This window comes from Neorhodopirellula pilleata (assembly GCF_007859915.1).
GTDB classification, from domain to species: Bacteria; Planctomycetota; Planctomycetia; order Pirellulales; family Pirellulaceae; genus Rhodopirellula; species Rhodopirellula pilleata.
Genome location: NZ_SJPM01000016.1, coordinates 67,512 through 86,583, shown reverse-complemented (window position 1 = coordinate 86,583; position 19,072 = coordinate 67,512). Strand labels below are relative to the sequence as shown.

The 19,072-nt window shown below is 53.3% G+C and carries 15 protein-coding genes; 13 read left to right on the top strand and 2 right to left on the bottom strand.

What is annotated here, in order from left to right; translation table 11 throughout:
• Positions 1-36 precede the first annotated feature (36 nt).
• Positions 37-2,721, bottom strand: coding sequence for a glycoside hydrolase family 95 protein (locus tag Pla100_RS25855; RefSeq protein ID WP_231603601.1), 2,685 nt, complete (start codon positions 2,719-2,721; stop codon positions 37-39).
• On the opposite strand from Pla100_RS25855, the gene Pla100_RS25850 reads away from it, so the two are divergent.
• From Pla100_RS25850 to Pla100_RS25840, 4 genes are all read left to right on the top strand, one after another.
• Positions 2,711-3,073: a hypothetical protein gene (locus Pla100_RS25850; RefSeq protein ID WP_146581477.1), complete on the top strand. Its 363-nt coding sequence runs from the start codon at positions 2,711-2,713 to the stop codon at positions 3,071-3,073. The genes Pla100_RS25855 and Pla100_RS25850 overlap by 11 nt on opposite strands.
• Positions 3,070-4,635 carry a sulfatase family protein gene (locus Pla100_RS25845; RefSeq protein ID WP_146581475.1) on the top strand — a complete coding sequence of 522 codons (1,566 nt, stop codon included), beginning with the start codon at positions 3,070-3,072 and terminating at the stop codon, positions 4,633-4,635. The genes Pla100_RS25850 and Pla100_RS25845 overlap by 4 nt, the downstream gene beginning before the upstream one ends.
• A 287-nt stretch (positions 4,636-4,922) precedes the next feature.
• Positions 4,923-5,093: a hypothetical protein gene (locus Pla100_RS31215; RefSeq protein WP_197168236.1), complete on the top strand. Its 171-nt coding sequence runs from the start codon at positions 4,923-4,925 to the stop codon at positions 5,091-5,093.
• 83 nt (positions 5,094-5,176) lie between these two features.
• Positions 5,177-6,754 carry a sulfatase-like hydrolase/transferase gene (locus tag Pla100_RS25840; RefSeq protein ID WP_146581527.1) on the top strand — a complete coding sequence of 526 codons (1,578 nt, stop codon included), beginning with the start codon at positions 5,177-5,179 and terminating at the stop codon, positions 6,752-6,754.
• A gap of 429 nt (positions 6,755-7,183) precedes the next feature.
• On the opposite strand, the gene Pla100_RS25835 is transcribed toward Pla100_RS25840, so the two are convergent.
• Positions 7,184-7,453 (bottom strand): sulfatase-like hydrolase/transferase, encoded by a 270-nt coding sequence (locus tag Pla100_RS25835; RefSeq protein ID WP_390620665.1) that lies wholly within the window; start codon positions 7,451-7,453, stop codon positions 7,184-7,186.
• A gap of 259 nt (positions 7,454-7,712) precedes the next feature.
• On the opposite strand from Pla100_RS25835, the gene Pla100_RS31940 reads away from it, so the two are divergent.
• The 9 genes from Pla100_RS31940 to Pla100_RS25790 all read left to right on the top strand — a co-directional run bounded on the left by Pla100_RS31940 (position 7,713) and on the right by Pla100_RS25790 (position 19,045).
• Complete coding sequence (locus Pla100_RS31940) at positions 7,713-8,015, top strand: hypothetical protein (RefSeq protein ID WP_231603600.1); 303 nt, start codon at positions 7,713-7,715, stop codon at positions 8,013-8,015.
• Positions 8,016-8,071: 56 nt separating this feature from the next.
• On the top strand, positions 8,072-9,682 hold the full coding sequence (locus tag Pla100_RS25825; protein ID WP_146581472.1) for an alpha-L-fucosidase: 1,611 nt from the start codon (positions 8,072-8,074) through the stop codon (positions 9,680-9,682).
• Between the two features lie 39 nt (positions 9,683-9,721).
• The gene (locus Pla100_RS25820; protein ID WP_146581470.1) at positions 9,722-11,233 is read left to right on the top strand and encodes a glycoside hydrolase family protein; all 1,512 of its coding nucleotides are present in this window, start codon (positions 9,722-9,724) and stop codon (positions 11,231-11,233) included.
• A 23-nt stretch (positions 11,234-11,256) separates the two neighbouring features.
• Positions 11,257-12,723: a sulfatase family protein gene (locus tag Pla100_RS25815; RefSeq protein WP_146581468.1), complete on the top strand. Its 1,467-nt coding sequence runs from the start codon at positions 11,257-11,259 to the stop codon at positions 12,721-12,723.
• Positions 12,724-12,788: 65 nt separating this feature from the next.
• Complete coding sequence (locus Pla100_RS25810) at positions 12,789-14,336, top strand: sulfatase family protein (protein WP_146581466.1); 1,548 nt, start codon at positions 12,789-12,791, stop codon at positions 14,334-14,336.
• Between the two features lie 106 nt (positions 14,337-14,442).
• Positions 14,443-15,612, top strand: coding sequence for a DUF6786 family protein (locus Pla100_RS25805; RefSeq protein WP_146581464.1), 1,170 nt, complete (start codon positions 14,443-14,445; stop codon positions 15,610-15,612).
• 137 nt (positions 15,613-15,749) lie between these two features.
• Positions 15,750-16,721, top strand: a complete 972-nt coding sequence (locus tag Pla100_RS25800; RefSeq protein WP_146581525.1) for a family 43 glycosylhydrolase — start codon at positions 15,750-15,752, stop codon at positions 16,719-16,721.
• Between the two features lie 267 nt (positions 16,722-16,988).
• On the top strand, positions 16,989-17,870 hold the full coding sequence (locus Pla100_RS25795) for an alginate lyase family protein (RefSeq protein ID WP_146581462.1): 882 nt from the start codon (positions 16,989-16,991) through the stop codon (positions 17,868-17,870).
• 35 nt (positions 17,871-17,905) lie between these two features.
• Positions 17,906-19,045 (top strand): glycoside hydrolase family 95 protein, encoded by a 1,140-nt coding sequence (locus Pla100_RS25790; protein ID WP_146581460.1) that lies wholly within the window; start codon positions 17,906-17,908, stop codon positions 19,043-19,045.
• Positions 19,046-19,072: the final 27 nt, after the last annotated feature.

Sequence of the window (19,072 nt, the reverse complement as noted above, 5' to 3'; positions counted from 1 at the left end):
GAGATTCATGAGAAAGGCATTGGTAAACAAGTGCCTCTACTGCAAAAGCCGAATCGCCCTTGCACCCCCGTCGCTCTCACGGCCATCTGCGCGCACCGCGGTGACTTTGATTGTCATCTGGTCGACCTGTTTTAGGTCAGGGGATTGGTACGTGAAATCGGTGGCTGTGATATCTGCAGCGATCAACTCATAGTCCGGTGCGTTGCCCACCGCGCGGTAGAGTTTATACGACGTTGCATTCTTGCTGCCGGTCCAGGAAAGTTGGATCTGACTTGTTCCTGTCTCCTCGCTGATCTTTAGGTTCGTGGGCGCGATCACTGGAATGCACGTCGGGATGTCGGTGACCACATAGGCCTGGCCTTTGACTGTCTCGATGCGAACTTGGTCACTGCCTTTATGGACGAATGCGACTGGCTGACCTGATGCAGTCTTGATCACGGACTGCGTAATGTTGGGGTAGCGTAGGTCCAAGTTTCCTCCCGATTTGGACAGCACTTCCAGTTGGCTGGCGTGACCGCCGGACCACTGCGCGGAGACTTCGAAGTTGCCGCGTGCTAGGAGTCCTCGATAGCTGCCTTCGGGCCACGCTGCGGGTATCGCGGTCAACGGGGCCACGACGTGATCCTGGCTCTGTAGGAGCATCTCGGCCACGCCGGCAGTGGCGCCGTAGTTCGCGTCCGCCTGGAATAACGGTCCGCCTCGGTGGTCGTTGAACAGGTTGTGAAGATAGTTATCGCCCAACAACGCTTCGTAGAATGAGTAAGCCTCATCGCCGTCGTGGACTCTGGCCCACATCGCAATCCGTTCGGCACGCGCCCAACCAATGTTCGTTTTGTTGGTGCGATTGGCCAGGCTGACTCTGGCGGAATCGAGCCATGCGGGCGTCGCGTCATTGATCAATTGGCCCGGGTACAAGCCAAGCAGCATGGAGGCGTGCCGGTGGGCGGGATCACCGATCTCGCCGTAGTATTGCTCCTGACGAAATTCCTTGATGTGTCCCGACTTGCCGATCTGGATTGGGTCAAGCAGTGGTAACTGAGTCTTGAGTATCGACAATCGGCTATCGCTACGTCCCAAAATCTCCGCTGCCGTCACAGTGTTGTGGTGGTTTTCGTAGAACATCTGCTGATCGAACGTGGTCCCCACCGTGTTACGCAGTTTTTGTTCCGGAGACGAAGAAGGTTCGGCGAGCAGGACGCCGTCAACATCTTTTACGAACCGGGATACAAAATTAGCCTGGTCGTACATCACGGGATACACTATCTCCGCCAGCAGTGCCGGATCTCGCGTGTAGTCGTAATAGTCCCAGAACATTTGTGCGATCCAAGAACCCGTGCCGAAGCCTGCCACAGGTGACTTGCCTGTCACGGTGTACGGGTTGGTCCAAAACGGTCCGGACCAACCGTTGTCTCCATTGGGGTCAAGCTGGGCGGGGTTGTACTGCTCGATGTACTGCGTCGCGTACTGGCGCTGCCGAGGCACGAAGGTATTGAAGAAGCCCACATAGCTCTCGAACAACTCCGGCATGTTGGCGACAAAGGCTGGCGCGTAGGCCATCTGCACGTTGGTGTCGTGCAGATACTGTGACGCCCACGGCGGATCGCTATAGACGTTCCAGATTCCCTGGAGGTGAGGCGGAAGCGTGCCTGCCCGGGAGGAACAGATCAGCATGTAACGCCCGAACTGAAACGCGAGTTCTTCCAGGTAGCGACTCGATTCGCCCTCGGGGTACGCATCGATCAGTTCATCGGTGCAGACCGTTGGTTCTGCGGCACCAAGGTCAAGGCTCACTCGATCATATATCTCTTTGTAATCGGCGTGATGGCTTGCTAACAGTTGTTCGTAGGACTTCGCCGCCGCGTCGCTCAGGTACCGAGTGACTTTGGCGTGAGGGTGCGGAAAACTTGATAGCTTGTCAGCATTCTCCGTAGTCAAAAACACTTTAGAATCGAATTGATAGTTGGTTCCGACCGCGATCAGTATCACAGCGTTATCGGCATCCGAGACGTGGATGGTTCCCTGTGACTGACTCTGTGACTGGGCATTGGCGACCGTCATCGTCCCACCGGAAGGAATGACCTTGAACTGTCCCTCGTACTGCACACCGAAGAAACTCATCTCACCGGACAGAGTGATCGAGTCATCCTCCGCCACAACCGAACCGGACTTGCCGGATCGCGTTTTGCCAGTTCCCAGAAAGGGGATCGTCGGACGCAGCGTGAATGACAACATGCCCGCCTTTGACGCACTTAAGCGGATCGCCATCACCTTGTCGGGATAGCTCGTGAAATATTCTCTCGTGTACTCCACGCCATCTTGCTCATACCTCACATGCGAGACGCCTTCGTTGAGGTTCAGGTCCCGCTCGTAGTTGCTGGTGTTGTTGTGGCCGAAGTCGATAAAGACCTCGGCAAAGTTGTTCAGTCCTCCATGGCGAAGGCCTCGACCTTCCGTCGAGTCGTACAGGCTATTTTCGGTGATCTGAATTCGTTCGCTCGTTGTGCCACCGAACACGTTGACACCCATGTAGCCATTGCCCATCGGGATCGAACGATCGACCCAGCCTTCATCGCTGTCCGGGGCAGGCTCGTCGTACCAGAGCCGTAGTGCCTTACCAGGCCCGTCTGCAATCAAACCAGACGCATGCTCCGCAGCGAAAACCGTTCCCGTCCAAGCGAGCGTGAATACGGCCAAGCCGGTCGTGATTATCTTGCGTACCATCATCATTTCTCCAAAAAAATCAACCTTGCTCTGGTGTGCCCAGCGTCATCCTAACTGGACAGCGCCACTTTCGCGTCGCTACGCTCGCAAGATCGTGGAAATCGGGGCAGATTCACCGTCTGCTGACGGTAATTACGATGACTTGCCGAATCACGGGAAACAGGTTTCAAAGTGGCATCGTTTAGCTAAGCTACATGTTGACTTAGCTTTTCGGCGTCGCCAAGTGGAGTTGTCCGGCAGGTCTGAAGGATACATCGTTTATCATGAGGCAACGATGAGTAATACCACCAGCAACGATTCCCAACTTCAACTCGAAAAAGGGTCACTCACTATTTCGGAAAAATCGAAATGAAAAAATACATTCCATCCGTTCTAGCGATTTGTCTCGGTGTTCTTTCTTCCTTCGCCGAGGCAAGCGGTCCCAATATTGTCTACATCCTCGCCGATGACATGGGTTATGGTGACGTGCAATGTCTGAATCCCGCGAGGGGCAAGATCGCGACACCGCATATGGACCAAGTCGCAGCAGAGGGCATGATCTTTACTGACGCCCACACGACATCCTCGGTCTGCACTCCGACACGCTACGGCATCATGACTGGCCGCTACAACTGGCGGACGACATTACAGTGGCACGTTCTCGATGGATATGGCTTGCCGCTGATTCCAACCGACCGAATGACCGTCCCTAGCCTTCTCGGTGATAATGGTTACACGACAGCCATGATTGGCAAGTGGCACCTGGGGCTCGATATCCCGACGCTGGACGGTGTGAGAGCCGAGCCTGCAAACGGGCTTCGACAAAAGATGGGCAAGGGATCTTTTCCGCCGGAAGAACTTTCCAACATTGATTGGAAGGGAACCATTCAAGGCGGACCGGTCGATCTTGGATTTGATAGTTGGTTTGGTATCACCGCGTCACTGGACTTTCCTCCCTATGTTTGGATTCGCGATCGAAACTGGGTCGGCGAAGGCGACCACGCCAAAGCTTTCGCCCGATCCGGTCCGGCGAGCGAAGACTTTGAAGCGATTGATGTCCTCGACAAACTTGCGGCGGAATCAGTTGAATACATTTCCAACTATCAGAGTGAGAAGCCATTCTTTATGTACATCCCGTTACCATCACCTCACACACCCATTGTTCCTAGCGAAAAGTGGCAGGGCAAAAGTGGTATCGGTCGATATGGCGACTACATGATGCAGACCGATGATCTCGTAGGGCAGGTCGTCAAGACGCTGAAAGCGAAAGGTGTATCGGAAAACACGTTGCTGATCGTAACCAGCGATAATGGTTGCTCCAAAGCCGCGAATTTCAAACAATTAGAGAGTCATGGTCACTTCGCAAGCGCGCAGTACCGTGGCTCCAAAGCAGACCTTTGGGATGGCGGCCACCGCGTACCATTTCTTGTCAAATGGCCGCAAGTCATTCAGCCAGGCAGCATTTGCGACGAGTTGATTTGCCAAACCGATTTATTGGCGACTTGTGCCGAACTGCTTGGTAAGCAACTACCTGCGAATGCGGGCGAAGATAGCGAGAGCATCTTGCCGCTCTTCACCGGAAAGCCAGCAAAGTTTTCACGCAAGGGTCTTATCCATCATAGTGTCAGTGGACATTTTTCGTACCGACAGGGCAAGTGGAAACTCCTGCTGGCCAAAGGATCCGGTGGTTGGAGCGCACCGACCGAGAAGGACATGTCAAAGGTTGCCGATGCGGCTGAAGCTCAGCTCTACAATCTAGAAGAGGACCCCGGTGAGCAGAACAATCTCTACCGGAAGAAACCGGAGGTCGTTGAAGCACTCATGGCCCAGCTCAAAGAAGATGTCGGCAATGGCCGCAGCACGACGGGCGTTAAGCAGCAGAATGACATTCCGGTCGATCAGATCAAGCTGTGGAAGGGAAATGTGGCGAAGTAGCTTCCGCGAGAGGTAAAGAAGGTATTTTTGAATGACCCAGAACTTCGTAACCAACTGCGATCGACCAGTCGACCGGACGCTGAGCCTTCCAACAGACAAACCTCTGCCGACGGCAACTCTGTGATAACCAAGTCCAGTGCTGACAGAATTCAATAAAGAATGAAACCGGTATCCCCAATGAAACAATCTTATCTGACCAAATTCGTCGCTGTCGGAATGCTGGCGTGCTTGTGTGGCGTCGCTAGAGATCATTGTGTCGTTGGCTCCCAGTCTCTCAAAAGTTGCAAATGCCCCAATACGAATTGTCACCCGCTGACGGTGTGTGTGACCGAAAGCGATACAGCGGCATTTCTACTCGTCAGGTCTGCGAATCGCACGGGAGAATTCGCTGGATCGTCATGGTGGTTTCGTCGATTTCAAAAGGAGTCTGCGAAGACGGCACAGACTTGCTGGAATAGTACGTTTGATTGAAATGAGCGGACTGACTTGTCCACGTCTTCTACCCAACTACCGTCGTGACCATCAACCAACAGGTAACAACATGAAGTATCTCGCTCCGTTCCTCATTTGCTTTGTATTGGCGCTCACGGCATCGGCGGCAAACCGTCCCAACATTCTGTTCATTATCGCCGACGATCAGTCGCCGTTTGACTTGAAGGTCTACGATCCGAACTCAACCCTGGAAACACCTAACATCGATCGTCTCGCTGCCGAAGGCATGGTCTTCGACGCGGCCCACCAGATGGGTGCATGGTGTGGCGGCGTTTGCACTCCGTCTCGTCACATGGTCATGTCAGGCCGCACCCTTTGGCACATTCCCGACAAGACAATGCCTGGCCGGAGTCCACTTTCGGCTGATCCCAAGTACGTGCCCACGGACTTGCCCCGTCACACCATGGCAGCGGTCTTCAATGACGCTGGCTATGATACGATGCGAACCTGTAAGCAAGGGAATAGTTACGCGGCTGCGAATAAGCAATTCACCGTCGTTCATGACGCTGTAAAACGAGGCGGGACCGACGAAACGGGAAGTGCGTGGCACGCCCAGCAAGTGCTTTCCTACCTCAGTGACCGCGAAGCCTCGAACGATAGCGATCCTTTTCTGATCTACTTCGGATTCTCGCATCCGCACGATACTCGCGACGGCAAACCCGAACTGCTCGACAAATATGGCGCAGTCAATCACAAGGACCGAAACTCGCTCCCCGCTGCGAATCCGAAACAGCCGCCGCTACCTGTCAACTACTTGCCGGCTCATCCGTTCAACAACACGGACATGAAAGTGCGCGATGAAATGGCGGTCAGTGGTGTCTGGGGCAAGCGTGATGAACGCACCATTCGTAACGAACTGGGACGTGAGTTCGCTTGCAGTGAAAACATCGACATTCAGGTCGGTCGAGTGCTTGAGAAACTAAAGTCCATGGGCGAGCTGGACAACACGTACATCGTCTACACGTCTGACCACGGAATGGCGATCGGTCGCCACGGTTTGCAAGGCAAACAAAATCTTTACGAGCATACTTTTCGAGTTCCGTTCATCGTCAAAGGTCCCGGCATCAAGCCCGGTTCACGAGCGACAGCGAACATCTACTTGCTGGACGTCTTGACCACGATCTGCGACCTCACCGGAATCGAAGCCCCCGAGACCTGCGAAGGTTCCAGTTTCAAGCCGGTTCTTGAGGGCCAATCGGAGTCGGTCCGTGACGTGCTCTACGGAGCCTATTGCGGCGGCGACAAACCTGGCATGCGCTGCGTCAAGAAGGGTGATTGGAAACTGATCAAGTACGAATCGTCAAAGGACGGTACAAAAGAGACTCAGCTTTTCAATTTGGCCGAAAACCCGAACGAACTTTTGCCGGAGCATCACGCTTCCCATGTGATTGCTTTGACGAAAACCACTCCGAAGCCAAATCAAACGAACCTCGCAACGGATCCAAACTATGCCGAAAAGCTAGCGGAAATGGAAGATCTGCTTTTGACCCAGATGCGCAGTCACGACGATCCATACCGGTTCTCCGACCAGCCCAATGATGAACTTACAAATCCTATAGGGTTTGACGACCCGCGTCCGACATTGAAGCAGCCTCGCCAGCGGAAATCCATACGTTCGAATCAATGACATACTTTCTGAAAGGCAAGTTGTCAACATGCGAGTCCACACTGGTTGCCCCTCCCCGAACTTCGCTTCGCTGGTTCGACCCTCCCCAAACTGCGTTCGGGGAGGGTGAAGATGTTGGCGTTTGCCGAGAGGAGTCTCTTTTGTTGGTCTAGAATCCGACTGTAGCGAGTTCAGTTCACTGTTTGAAACAATCAAACAAACAGGAAAACGCTCGGCGGACGAAAACCTTCGGCGGTTAACATTCTGCCAATTCGACTTCGATCGATTCGTTACCGGTCGGACAGAACTGGCAACCTGTTCCGCCGCTAGTGCCGGATTCGGCCATCCTCGCGTGCTTTGTCTAACGCTGTTGCCAAATCTTTGACTATGTCGGCATGCTCTCTCGCAACATCATTGGTTTCACCCTCGTCAGTCGACAGGTCGTAAAGGCTATGAAGTTTCTGCTGGTCGGCCAGTCATCAAACCGTAACGCGACGGAGAGCAGACCGACGCAGCGGTATGTGCATCGGTAAACATCATGCCTTCACCAGCCAGTCGATCAATATTGGGCGTTTTGATCTTCGTCGCGCCGTAACAGCCAACGTCACCATAGCCCAGGTCATCTGCCATGATGATCACAATGTTGGGACGAGAATCGTCAGCAGCAAGGGTACCGCTAAGGTTTGCAAGCAGAACGAAAAGTTTGAGGTGGATACGCATTCGATTTGGATGGCGGAAAGCAAGAGTTTGATAGACAGTAATCAGTGAACCGATCGGTAATATATGCTAAGGCGCACTGGATTTGTTCAGCAAACGAATGAATTTGATTTGCTCAGCATTTGTCGCATTTCGTTAGTGCCGTGTCGCTAATTGTAATTGTCAAGACAGCCCTGCAAGCTTTAATGAACTATTCGACAGTGCTCGATCGGTCAAGATTTCTCTTGCGTCATTCACCGCATGGTTAGCGTATTGAGTTACGATGCGTGCGTCGATTCTTCGGTTTGATGCCGACCCCGCCAATGCCCCCACATGGTTTCTTGCTTCTATGAAACACCTCTTCACTACGATCGCACTTGTCCTTTTCACGCCGTTTTCTGCAATAGCGGAAACTCAGCCATCAAAGCCCAACATCATCATCGTGATGCCCGACGATTTGGCGTACGGCGACTATGGGTGTCTCGGCAATCCTGAGCGGACGACTGGATCGCAACCGAGTGACAAGAAGGACCGCGCGGCTCAAAGGCGAAAAGCCAAAGAGCAAGCGAAAGCCAAAGAATTGTAAGTGGTCGATCTTGGGGGGCTGTCCAGCTAAACTCATTCTCAAAAAATTCTTCGCAAATGAAAATCTCTGTCATTAAAGCCGTATTTCGATTGCTGGCAGTACTGCTCTCAGTATCGTTTGGCCTATTGGGCAACAATATCGCTTGCGGTCAAGATATAGCAAAACCACGCTATGACGGCAGTTGGGAATCGCTTCAAACGATGCCGGTGCCGACGTGGTTTGATCACGGCAAGATCGGCATCTTCATCCATTGGGGACCATACAGCGTCATTGGCTACAAGAAGGGCCATCGTGGCTATGCCGAACATGTGCCGAAGCTACTCTATGCCGAACCAGATCACTACTATCCGTACATGCAACAGCGCTGGGGAGCGACACCTCCAGAGTTTGGTTATAAGGACATCATCCCCGAGTTCAAGGCAGAGAAGTGGGATCCCGATGCCTGGGCCGAGTTGTTCGCGGACGTGGGTGCCAAGTATGTCGTGCTGACCGCCGAGCACCACGACGGTTGGGCCAATTGGAATTCAGAACTCACTCCCTGGAACGCCGTCGACAAAGGTCCAAAGCGGGACCTCGTGGGCGACCTAGGAATAGCCGTGCGGAAACGCGGTCTGAAGTACGCGCCGTCATATCATCGCGAACGTCATACCGGCTTCTTTGCCAAAGAACTGTATGTTGTCCACAGCGAACCGCGAGCCGACATTGCCGCAGAGATTCGCCGTGTTCCCGCAGCGGCCACATTGTACGGCCCGTTCGATCTCGACAAAGCCTTTGTTGACGACTACGTCGCCCGCTGGAAAGAGATTCAAACCAAATACAAGCCGGACTTCATGTGGATCGACGATGTGCCGATTTTCACTCGTGACGGCAATGACACTCGCAAGGATCCCCAAGTTTTCAAACCCGAGGTGCGGTACTTTTACGACCAATTCCGGGCGATGATCACTGACTTCATGAACGATGCCGCGGCCCGTGGCCAAGAAGTCTATTTGAACAACAAGGGTGCCAATCGAAACTGGCCCGACGGCGTCGGTTGCTTGGAAAAGGACAATCTAAAGCTCAAGGTGATCGGTCCCAAATGGGAGAGCTGCACGACCTTCGGCAGTTCATTTGGCTACTTGGAAGGGGATGGATACAAGTCGGTCGAAAGCGTGATCCATGAAATGGTGGAAGTGATTAGCCGAAACGGAAACTTTCTGATCAATATCGGTCCCAAAGCCGACGGCACGCTGGTTCCCGAGCAGGTTGAGCGGTTGCGCGCGATGGGTGACTGGTTGAAGATTAACGGCGATGCCATTTACGGCACCCGCTACTGGAAAGAGAGCGAGCAGAAAGACGAGCGACTCGCATTCACGACCAAGGGCAAGAAGCTGTACGCGATCAAGCTGACCAAGCCCACCAAGCCGTTCACCATCAGCGGTACCGCCGGATGGAATGCCGATCAAGTGCGGGCCGCTCGCTTGTTGGGTTCCGAATTACAAGTTCACTGGTCGATGACGCCCTCCGGTTTACAAATTACGCCACCCGCAGATCTTGGCACCAGCGAGTATGCTTGGTCGTTCGAGATTGTGACGGACCAAGAACAACATCATCCCAACTCCCTCGTGACCAATGCCTCAAAAGCCCTTCAAGGCACGAAGAACGTCGAGTTGGAAGGAGGCAAATGACCCATGATGCGACACCCTAACCAACCCAATTCTGTTTCAATGAATCCCTCCATCTTTGTTTCGATCATCGCCCTATGGGTTTGGGGCATCCTGCCGTCTGCCAGCGCCCAGAACAGTTGGACCGTGGATAGCCAGTCCGATTGGTTTGACGGCACTGCGAGTCAGTCTCACTTGAAGTTCCAAGACGGAATGGCGGTACCGACTGGCAAAACGGCCACTCTGAAGAGCAAGATCAAATCGTTTGACCAAAAGCGGTCGGCCAAGTCGATCACGGTAACGCAGTCGCCAGCTTGGCAAAACTGGGAGCAAACGGATGATCTTGGTCCGGTGAACCTCGGTGACGCTCCGGTAATGTTGAGCCTTGGCCCAGATAATTATTGGATGTTTGGTCGCTATGGCAGTGGGCGAAAGAGAGGCGACACGTCCAAACGCCCTCGCTTTGTCCCCGAGCCAGCAACGCTTGAAGGTTTTGATGTTCCGCTGCAAACGACCCAATTTCCAAATCAATTCGATGCGCCCGGAGGTTTGAAACCAAGGCTAGGCGGATATCACGCTTGGCAAAGTAAGGACATGGTCAATTGGGTTCACCATGGGCCAATCACCGAAAAGAAGTCCGCGTGGATGACGACGGCGGAGTACGCCGACGGCCAAGCGTATTTCTATTACGACTTTCCGAACGACCAGGATCCTCACGTCTATGTCGATGCGGACATGTTCGATGGCATTCCTGGGGACAACAAAGGAATGGCTTACGACGATCCTTCGCACGGTTCAGATTGCGCGATCATTCGAGACCTGGATGGCAAGTTCCACCTGATCGTAGAAGACTGGAGTCCGATCAACGCACAAACCCATGCTTGGGATTCTCCATTGGCTGCGCATGCGGTGAGCCCCGATGGCATTCAAGATTTTAAACTTCTAGCACCGCCAGTCGATCAACGCACAAAACCGACGGGCAAGACGGGAACTTACAAGCATCCGCATTGGGTGAAAGAAAACCCCGAGCGTTTCAAGACCAACGTGGCCGAGTACGAGATCCACGAACCGGAACAAGATGCCTTCGGCGATTGGGCGGCGATTTCGATTGGAGGACGTTATTACTTGTTCTGTGATTGCGATCCCGCGGAAAGCAAGTCCATGAGCGTTGGCTGGTTCACGTCCGCCAGTATCAACGAAAAGTTCACGTGGTGCGGCAACATCGGAAAGGGACATCCTGATCCAGACATCATGTTCGCTGAGGGCAAGTTCTATCTGGCGACTCAGCAACCAATGGATTTCATCAGCCCAGGTCCCTGGGTCGAAGACGTGCAGGTTCGTGTTGGCGTCGATACCGACAACGACGCTGCGATCAACCAGTGGACCGACTGGGCACCTGTGAAGGAAAGCTACGACTACATTCCGGGTTTCGCGAAGCAGGTCGCGAAGACACCCGCAAGGCTAGACCTATCCGAGTTGCCAGAAGGATTTGGTTTTCAGTTCGAGATCAAAATCAAGGACACCACCGAAAACCCCTCTCAACCCATCCTCGACAAAATCGAAATCGCATTTTGAGCGAGCAATTGATAAACTCTAAAATGAATCAACATATGGTTGTCGCCTTGATGGCGATGATCTTCGCGGCTTTGGTTAGCTGTATCGCTGAGGCAGCAAAACCCAACATTGTTGTCGTACTTTGCGACGACCTCGGCTATGGCGATGTTCAGTGTTTGAATCCCGAGCGAGGAAAGATCCCAACGCCCAGTGTCGATCGGTTCGCGAGAGAGGGAATGATTTTCACGGACGCACATTCCGGTTCATCGGTTTGCACACCCACTCGCTACGGTTTGTTGACGGGACGTTATAGCTGGCGATCTGAATTGCAAAGCGGTGTGGTGCAAGGATTCAAGCCGTGTCTGATTGCCCCAGATCGTCCGACCGTTTCCGGATTCCTGAAGTCGCAGGGCTATCACACGGGGATCGTTGGAAAATGGCACCTCAATTTCGATTATCAGGATGCGGCGACGGGAGACACTCTTAAGCGAGGTAAGAAAAACGGTCTGGCTAGCGTAGGAAGCAAGGTACCTGATGGTCCAATCAGCCGTGGTTTCGATTATTATCACGGTTTTCATCATGCAGGCGACATGAAGGCCGTGATCGAGAATGACGAAGTGATCGCTCATGATGATGAAATCAACATGCTGCCGAGACTGACGCGCAAAGCGGTCGAGTATATCGATGACCGCACAAAGACTGCTGCAGACCAACCTTTCTTTCTCTACGTGCCTTTGGGTTCGCCGCACACACCGATCGTGCCTTCGAAGCAGTGGCAAGGAAAAAGCGGGATTAGCCCCTATGCTGATTTTGTGATGCAGACCGATGCGGGGTTTGGCGAGATACTCGCAGCGATTGATCGAAATGGGCTTCGCGACAATACGCTGGTAATTTTCAGTAGCGACAACGGTTGTTCCAAGGCGGCCAACTTCAACCTTTTACATGAGTACGGACATTATCCTAGTGCGAACCTGCGCGGTTCCAAAGCGGATATCTGGGATGGCGGACACCGGGTACCGTTTATCGTTCGCTGGCCAGGTGTGGTGGCTTCGGGATCGACAAACGCTCAAACCATTTGTTTGACGGACCTGTTCGCGACTTGCGCCGACGTGATGGGCGAATCCCTTCCTGAAGGATCGGCTGAGGATAGTGTCAGCATTCTCCCAGCACTCAAGGGCGAGCCGATTGTTTCGACCCGCGCCGGCGTGATTCATCATTCCATCAGCGGTCATTTTGCCTACCGATTAGGAAAGTGGAAGCTCTGCTTGGCGAAGGCTTCGGGAGGATGGAGTAAACCGACTGAGAAGGACGCAGCCAAAGACAGCCCCGAGGCACAGCTCTATGATCTTGAAGCCGATCCAAGTGAAACCACTAACCTGTACACATCAGAGCCCGAGATCGCTGCAAAGTTGCTCAAGCAACTCGAAGCAGACGTGCAGCGCGGTCGCAGCACAGCGGGATCAACCGCAACCAACGATCTGGAAAAAATCAAGCTTTGGAAATCGCGTTAGTAGCGGTCTTTCGGCTTCCATCAAACTTGTCGTACCAACCCATAACATCGCGATCGACTGTAGCCATGCCCAGCCATCTTGTATTCTTGACGTTCGTCACATTGCTGTTGAGCTTTCAGGTTGTTCATGCAGAGAACGCCAAGTCTGGCCTGACTAAACCAAACATCATCGTCATCTACACCGATGACCAAGGATATGGAGACGTCAGCGCACTCAACCCGCACGCCAAGGTGCAAACGCCCAATATGGATCGTTTGGCGAAAGAAGGCATCGTGTTTACCAACGGCCATAGCGCGGACTCGATATGCACCCCGTCACGATATGGACTGCTGACCGGTCGCTATCCATGGCGAACGACTCGCAAAGAAGGCGTCATGGGGGCCGAAGGCGAGTGTTTGATCCGGGATGGGCAAGTGACCTTGGCGACTTTGTTGAAAGACAACGGGTACCACACGGCGATGGTTGGGAAGTGGCATTTGGGCATGGATTTTCCTGGCACAAAAACCGATCGCGATTGGTCGCAGCCGATCAAGGACATGCCGCTGGATAAGGGATTCGACTACTTCTTTGGCGTCCCCGCTTCACTGAATTATGGCGTGTTGGCGTGGTTTGAAGGTCGCTATGCGAAGGTGCCGCCGACACTTTACACCAGCAAAAAAAAGAACCCGCGCTCGTCAGACTATCGCATCATGCCGCCCTATGATCCGAAGAATGGCATGGAGGTCTCTGAAGATTTCATCGACAACCAATGTTTGACTCGTTTCACCGATCGGGCGATCGAGTGGATGAGTGGAAAGGTTGCGGATGCTAAAGTCGGCAAGCCGTTCTTTTTGTACTTGCCCTACACATCGCCACACTTCCCGATTTGCCCGCTACCCGAGTTCCAAGGCAAAGGCGAGTGTGGTGCGTATGGGGAATTCTTGGTTGAAACGGATCATCACGTTGGTCGTGTTCTCGATTTCCTAAAACGCAATGGGTTAGACGATCAAACGCTGATCGTCTTCACCAGTGACAACGGGCCGGAAAAGGTCTGGGACGCACGCATCAAGGAGTACCATCACGATAGTCGCGGTGGCTTGCGAGACGGCAAGCGATCCGTGTACGAGGGTGGGCATCGCGTTCCGTTTTTGGTGCGTTGGCCCGCCGGGATCAAGGATCCCGGACGACAATGGGACAAGCCCGTGGGACAAGTCGACTTGCTGGCGACGTTCGCCGATATCGTCGGCGCCGAACTGGCACCTGATGCCGGAGCGGACAGTGAGAGCTTTGCGTCGGTGCTGCTGGATGCGACGGCGGATTATGACCGCAAGCCACTGATCACTCATGGAAACGGTGGGGAACCTTGTCGCTATGCCATCACGAGCGGCAACTGGAAACTGGTCCTGCCCAATCGCAAGTATGGAGTCGAGCTTTACGACTTAGACGCTGATCGATCTGAGACGACGAACGTCACCGATCAGCATCCTGAAACGGTTCAGCAGTTGACCGCACGAATCAACAAAATCATCGCGCAAGGCCGCACCACCGCTGGGCCTTTACAAGCCAACGACACGCCGTACTGGGATGATCTGCACTGGATGACCAAACAAGATTACGACCAACTCACAAACTGACGAAGGAAACTTAATGCATCGTTGTTACATAGTAACGCTCAGCTGTGCCTGCATTCTAGCCACACTCAGTCTGAGTCACTTTTCATCTGCCCAGGAGCTGGCGCAAGTGCCTCAATTCTTCCAACAAGATCTTGAGTTTCTAAAGAAACATACGCCGATCGTCTTGCTTGAGGACGCAGACGCGGCCGTTGCGGTTGCACCGGCGTATCAAGGCCGGGTGATGACCAGCACGTTCGACCGGGATCACGGGCCGAGCTTTGGCTGGATCAATCGTAATGTGATTGCGAAAGGACTACTTTCCGACGCGGATCGCAAGGGCAAGTTGGAAGAACATATTTACGTTTTCGGTGGCGAAGAACGATTTTGGCTGGGACCGGAAGGCGGCCAGTTTGCGTTGTTCTTTAAGCCGGGCACGAAATTTGAGTTTACTGATTGGACCACACCGGCGGTCATTGATACCGAACCGTTTGAACTCGTCGAACAATCCAGTAACTCGGCTGAATTCAAACGCGATTGTGAAGTGACTAACTTCAGTGGCACGAAGTTCAAAATGGGGATCCGTCGCACGATTCGATTACTCGACAATTTGGCGATTGCCAAAGTGCTTCAGTCCGAATCACTGGCGAAGGGCGTAAAGGTCGTTGCTTATGAAAGCGATAATCAATTGACTAACCGCGGCAATCATGCTTGGGCCGCTGAGACCGGATTGCCATCGATCTGGCTGCTAGGGATGTACAATCCGTCCTCGCAAACAACGGTCGTGATTCCATTCGAGTCTGGCGATGAATCGAAGCTGGGACCGAAGGTGAACGATACGTACTTTGGCAAAGTGCCACCCGAGTATCTGGCCGTCAAAGACGATGTTCTGTTCTTCAAAGGCGACGGCACACGGCGCGGAAAGATCGGCATTAGTCCCAAACGATCCAAAGGCATTGCCGGTAGCTACGACGCCGAGGGAAAAGTGCTAAACATCGTCACTTACAACGTGCAAGAATCGCCACAAGGCTTCGTCAACTCGATGTGGGAACACCAAGATAAACCTTTCGAGGGTGACGCGATCAATTCATACAACGACGGTTCGCCCTCGCCAGGCGAACCGCCACTAGGGCCATTTTATGAATTGGAAACGTCGTCACCAGCAGCCGCGTTGAAGCCAGGCGAGACGATGCGACACGTTCAACAGACGCTGCATATCCAAGGTTCTGAAGAACAACTTGACGAGATTGCCGAGCGTATGCTCGGCGTTCGATTGAGTGAAATTCAAATTGTAAAGTAGAGACTATGTTGACAGTGCTAACCTCCCTTCACATGACTTCTCAATTGAAAAATCTATTCGTTAAACCTTCAAGAACCGAACGGGATTTGTGGGCCGTGGCTAAGCTCGCCAAAGCGGGGATCTATCTCCGCCACGCGATGGCAGCTACGGCTTGCTGTGGTGTGTTGTTGATTGTACTGGCCGGCTCCTCGCACGCACAGGAAACAACGGCGATTCAATCAGTGAACATCGTTTACTCTGCCGCCATAGGAATTGGACCTCAAAACGGTGTGATGCGTCGTGATCCGAGCGACATCATCAAGGTCGGTGACTTGTACTATGTGTGGTATTCCAAAGGGGCTCAGTCCCATGGGTACGACGCGACGGTTTGGTATGCGACGTCGCCCGATGGACACACATGGAGCGAGAAAGGTGAGTCGCTTGCTCGCGGCGGTGTCGACAGTTGGGACGAACAAAGTGTCTTCACGCCTAATATCCTGGTTGCTGAAGGACGCTATTGGCTCTTTTATACAGCGGTTCCGAAACCGTTTGTCAACAAAGGTACTGAGACTACGAAGACCGCAATTGGTATCGCGGTATCTAACTCACCGAATGGACCTTGGGAAAAGCTCGACACAAACCCGATTCTCAAGACAAGCGAGAATCATGACGACTTCGACAGTCTCAGGATTGACGATGCTTGTCTGATCGTTCGTGATGGCAAGTATTGGATGTATTTCAAAGGTCGCCAGTGGAACAAGAGTCCCGGTGAAACCAAAATGGGTGTTGCGATCTCAGAGAAACCCGATGGGCCATACATCAAGCATTCCGGCAACCCAATTATCGGCGGCAATCATGAAGTGTTGGTTTGGCCTCAGGGCCAGGGCGTTGCCGCGATGATTGGCACCGTCGGCCCCAAGTCGATCACGCGTTCGATTCTTTATGCGGACGACGGGCTACATTTCTCGAAGACGCATGCTGTGGTCGACGTCCCCACTGCTGCGGGCGCCTATCGGCCAGAAGCGTTCACCAACAGCGGAAACGGGGCTCAAATCGAATGGGGAGTCCACATCGGAAAACGCCGAGGGACGCTTCCCTTCATCGAGCGATTCGAGGTGTCGCAACAGTAACGCCGCCTTGTAGTGAAGGCACGCTGGGTTTGAGTAGAAATAGAGAAGCCGTTTGCGTTCCTGTTTGATGGGCGATTCTCAGTTGTCCGAGAACGCGGTATTGAGTGGCCAAGAGAGTGTGGTTTGGAGTAGGCCGTTCCCGAGATCAAACTATTTCGGCAGACCAATTTGTTCAGGTTCTTCAATGGAGATCACATTTTCTAGTCGCCAATTCGTCTAGAGTTGTGACGTCCTCAATATCCCGCCGCTAACACTGCAACTGATACGATGCAACTGCAATCACCACCTCACCTATTCAACTTCCGTTTGATGCGAGTTTACGTCGGATTGTGTCTCTTGACTCTGTTTGTTCGACACAACGCAATCGCGGACGAACCCGCTTTCGTTCATCCAGGAATTGCGCACACTCGAGCCGGCATCCAACGCATCAAAAGCAAACTGGATTCATTGGAAGAACCGTGGACGAGCGAGTGGAATCAACTCAAGCAGTCGCCTGATGCGAGCCTTGATTGGTCGCCCGATCCTCGCGCACATGTCGAGCGAGGCCCCAGTAACAACCCAGACATCGGGTCGTCGGAATTCGACCGTGATGGTACGGCAGCATACACGTTAGCACTTCGCTGGGTTCTTTCGGGTGACGAAGCCTACGCCCAGAAATCAGCAAGGATCATCGATGTTTGGTCAGCAACGCTGAAAACAGTCACGAATCACGACGCCAGATTGCTAATCGGAATGACAGGGCAGAAGTATTGCAACGCCGCCGAGATTCTGCGTCATACATGGGACGGGTGGCCTGAATCGAATCAAGAGCAATTTCGGTCGATGCTCCGCAATGTGTGGTATCCGATCATCAAGGATTTCTACCCTTCTGCGAACGGAAACTGGGATGCATCAATGATGCAAACCATGATCGCGATGGGAATCTACTTGGACGACCGAGAAATGTTCCAGCGTGCGGTCGACTATTTTCTGGAAGGCGAGGGCACCGGCATGGCCGCCAATCGATCACGCGATGACTTTCGCGTTGGAAGGCAAGACGGGGTGAGAGAGGTAAGACGATCTCGATCAGGCCGTCGAAGTTATAGCACGCTGCCGTGGGATGCGTTGATGTTCCGCGACCTGTCCGCCGCTACAAGCGAGTGGCGTTGAGCAAGACAATGAGTATTACCAAAAAGGAAATCGGAATGTATCGAACACTATTTGCAGTCGTGGTCGTCGGCTTGATTGCTGCGGACACATCCTGGGCAGCGCGTCATGACGTGGACGAGAGCAGCAACCCGAAAGCAAACCAAACGTATGTCGACGAGGCCTCCGCTCCCGACGAGCCATTGACGCTGTGGTATCGCAAACCGGCGACCAGATGGGAAACCGAGGCGCTGCCCGTAGGAAACGGACGACTGGCCGCGATGGTTTTCGGCGGAGTCAATAACGAGCGAATTCAATTAAACGAAGAGACTGTCTGGGACGGAGTGCCCACGGATTACAACAATCCAGAGGCACTCAAGGCTTTGCCGGAAGTCCGTCGTTTGCTTTTCGATGGCAAAAACGCCGAAGCGACCCGATTGGCAGGGAAAACGATGATGGGCCGTCCAATGAAGATCAAATCTTATCAGACGCTTGGTGACATTCACCTGGACTTTCCTGACACCGATGAAGTCTCGAGTTACCGACGCGATTTGGATCTAACGACGGCCATCAACCGAACTCAGTACACCGTCGATGGAATCGAGTACACGCGGGAAGTGTATGTCAGTGCGCCGGACCAAGTAATCGTGATTCACCTCGCAGCGAGCCAACCGGGAAAGATCAACTTCACAGCCCGCCTAGCTCGTGAAAACGCATCCGCTAGATCAGCATCCGATAACCGTTTGGTTTTGCAAGGCAAACTCGGCGTTGACTACGAGGCACAGCTTCGCCCTGTCATCCATGGAGGCAGTGTCACGTCCGCAAATGGAGAACTGAAAGTATCGGGTGCCGATGACGTGACACTGCTAGTGGTTGCGGCGACGAGCTATAACAGTGCCACGGACATTTCAGGTAACGCCACCGCACGCTGCGACAAGTACCTTCAATCGATCAGCAACAAATCCTACGAAGATCTGCGTGCCGCGCATGTCGCCGACTACCAGACGCTATTCAATCGCGTGCAACTCGACCTGGGGACAACCGATGCGGTCAGCAAGCCAACCGATCAGCGTCTGCGCGACATCAAGAAAGGGAAACATGATCCGCAATTCGAGACGCTGTACTTCCAATTCGGTCGATATTTATTAATCAGTAGTTCGCGTCCTGGGTACAGGCCTGCGAGCCCGCGGTGGCTTTGAAGTGGACATCGCGTGGAAGGATGGAAA

Coding starts and splice junctions, on each gene's coding strand:
- Pla100_RS25820 (WP_146581470.1), top strand. CDS start 9,722: ATGAATCCCTCCATCTTTGTTTCGATCATCGCCCTATGGGTTTGGGGC.
- Pla100_RS31940 (WP_231603600.1), top strand. CDS start 7,713: ATGCGTGCGTCGATTCTTCGGTTTGATGCCGACCCCGCCAATGCCCCC.
- Pla100_RS31215 (WP_197168236.1), top strand. CDS start 4,923: ATGCCCCAATACGAATTGTCACCCGCTGACGGTGTGTGTGACCGAAAG.
- Pla100_RS25795 (WP_146581462.1), top strand. CDS start 16,989: ATGCAACTGCAATCACCACCTCACCTATTCAACTTCCGTTTGATGCGA.
- Pla100_RS25825 (WP_146581472.1), top strand. CDS start 8,072: ATGAAAATCTCTGTCATTAAAGCCGTATTTCGATTGCTGGCAGTACTG.
- Pla100_RS25840 (WP_146581527.1), top strand. CDS start 5,177: ATGAAGTATCTCGCTCCGTTCCTCATTTGCTTTGTATTGGCGCTCACG.
- Pla100_RS25835 (WP_390620665.1), bottom strand. CDS start 7,453: ATGCGTATCCACCTCAAACTTTTCGTTCTGCTTGCAAACCTTAGCGGT.
- Pla100_RS25855 (WP_231603601.1), bottom strand. CDS start 2,721: ATGGTACGCAAGATAATCACGACCGGCTTGGCCGTATTCACGCTCGCT.
- Pla100_RS25845 (WP_146581475.1), top strand. CDS start 3,070: ATGAAAAAATACATTCCATCCGTTCTAGCGATTTGTCTCGGTGTTCTT.
- Pla100_RS25790 (WP_146581460.1), top strand. CDS start 17,906: ATGTATCGAACACTATTTGCAGTCGTGGTCGTCGGCTTGATTGCTGCG.
- Pla100_RS25815 (WP_146581468.1), top strand. CDS start 11,257: ATGAATCAACATATGGTTGTCGCCTTGATGGCGATGATCTTCGCGGCT.
- Pla100_RS25800 (WP_146581525.1), top strand. CDS start 15,750: ATGGCAGCTACGGCTTGCTGTGGTGTGTTGTTGATTGTACTGGCCGGC.
- Pla100_RS25810 (WP_146581466.1), top strand. CDS start 12,789: ATGCCCAGCCATCTTGTATTCTTGACGTTCGTCACATTGCTGTTGAGC.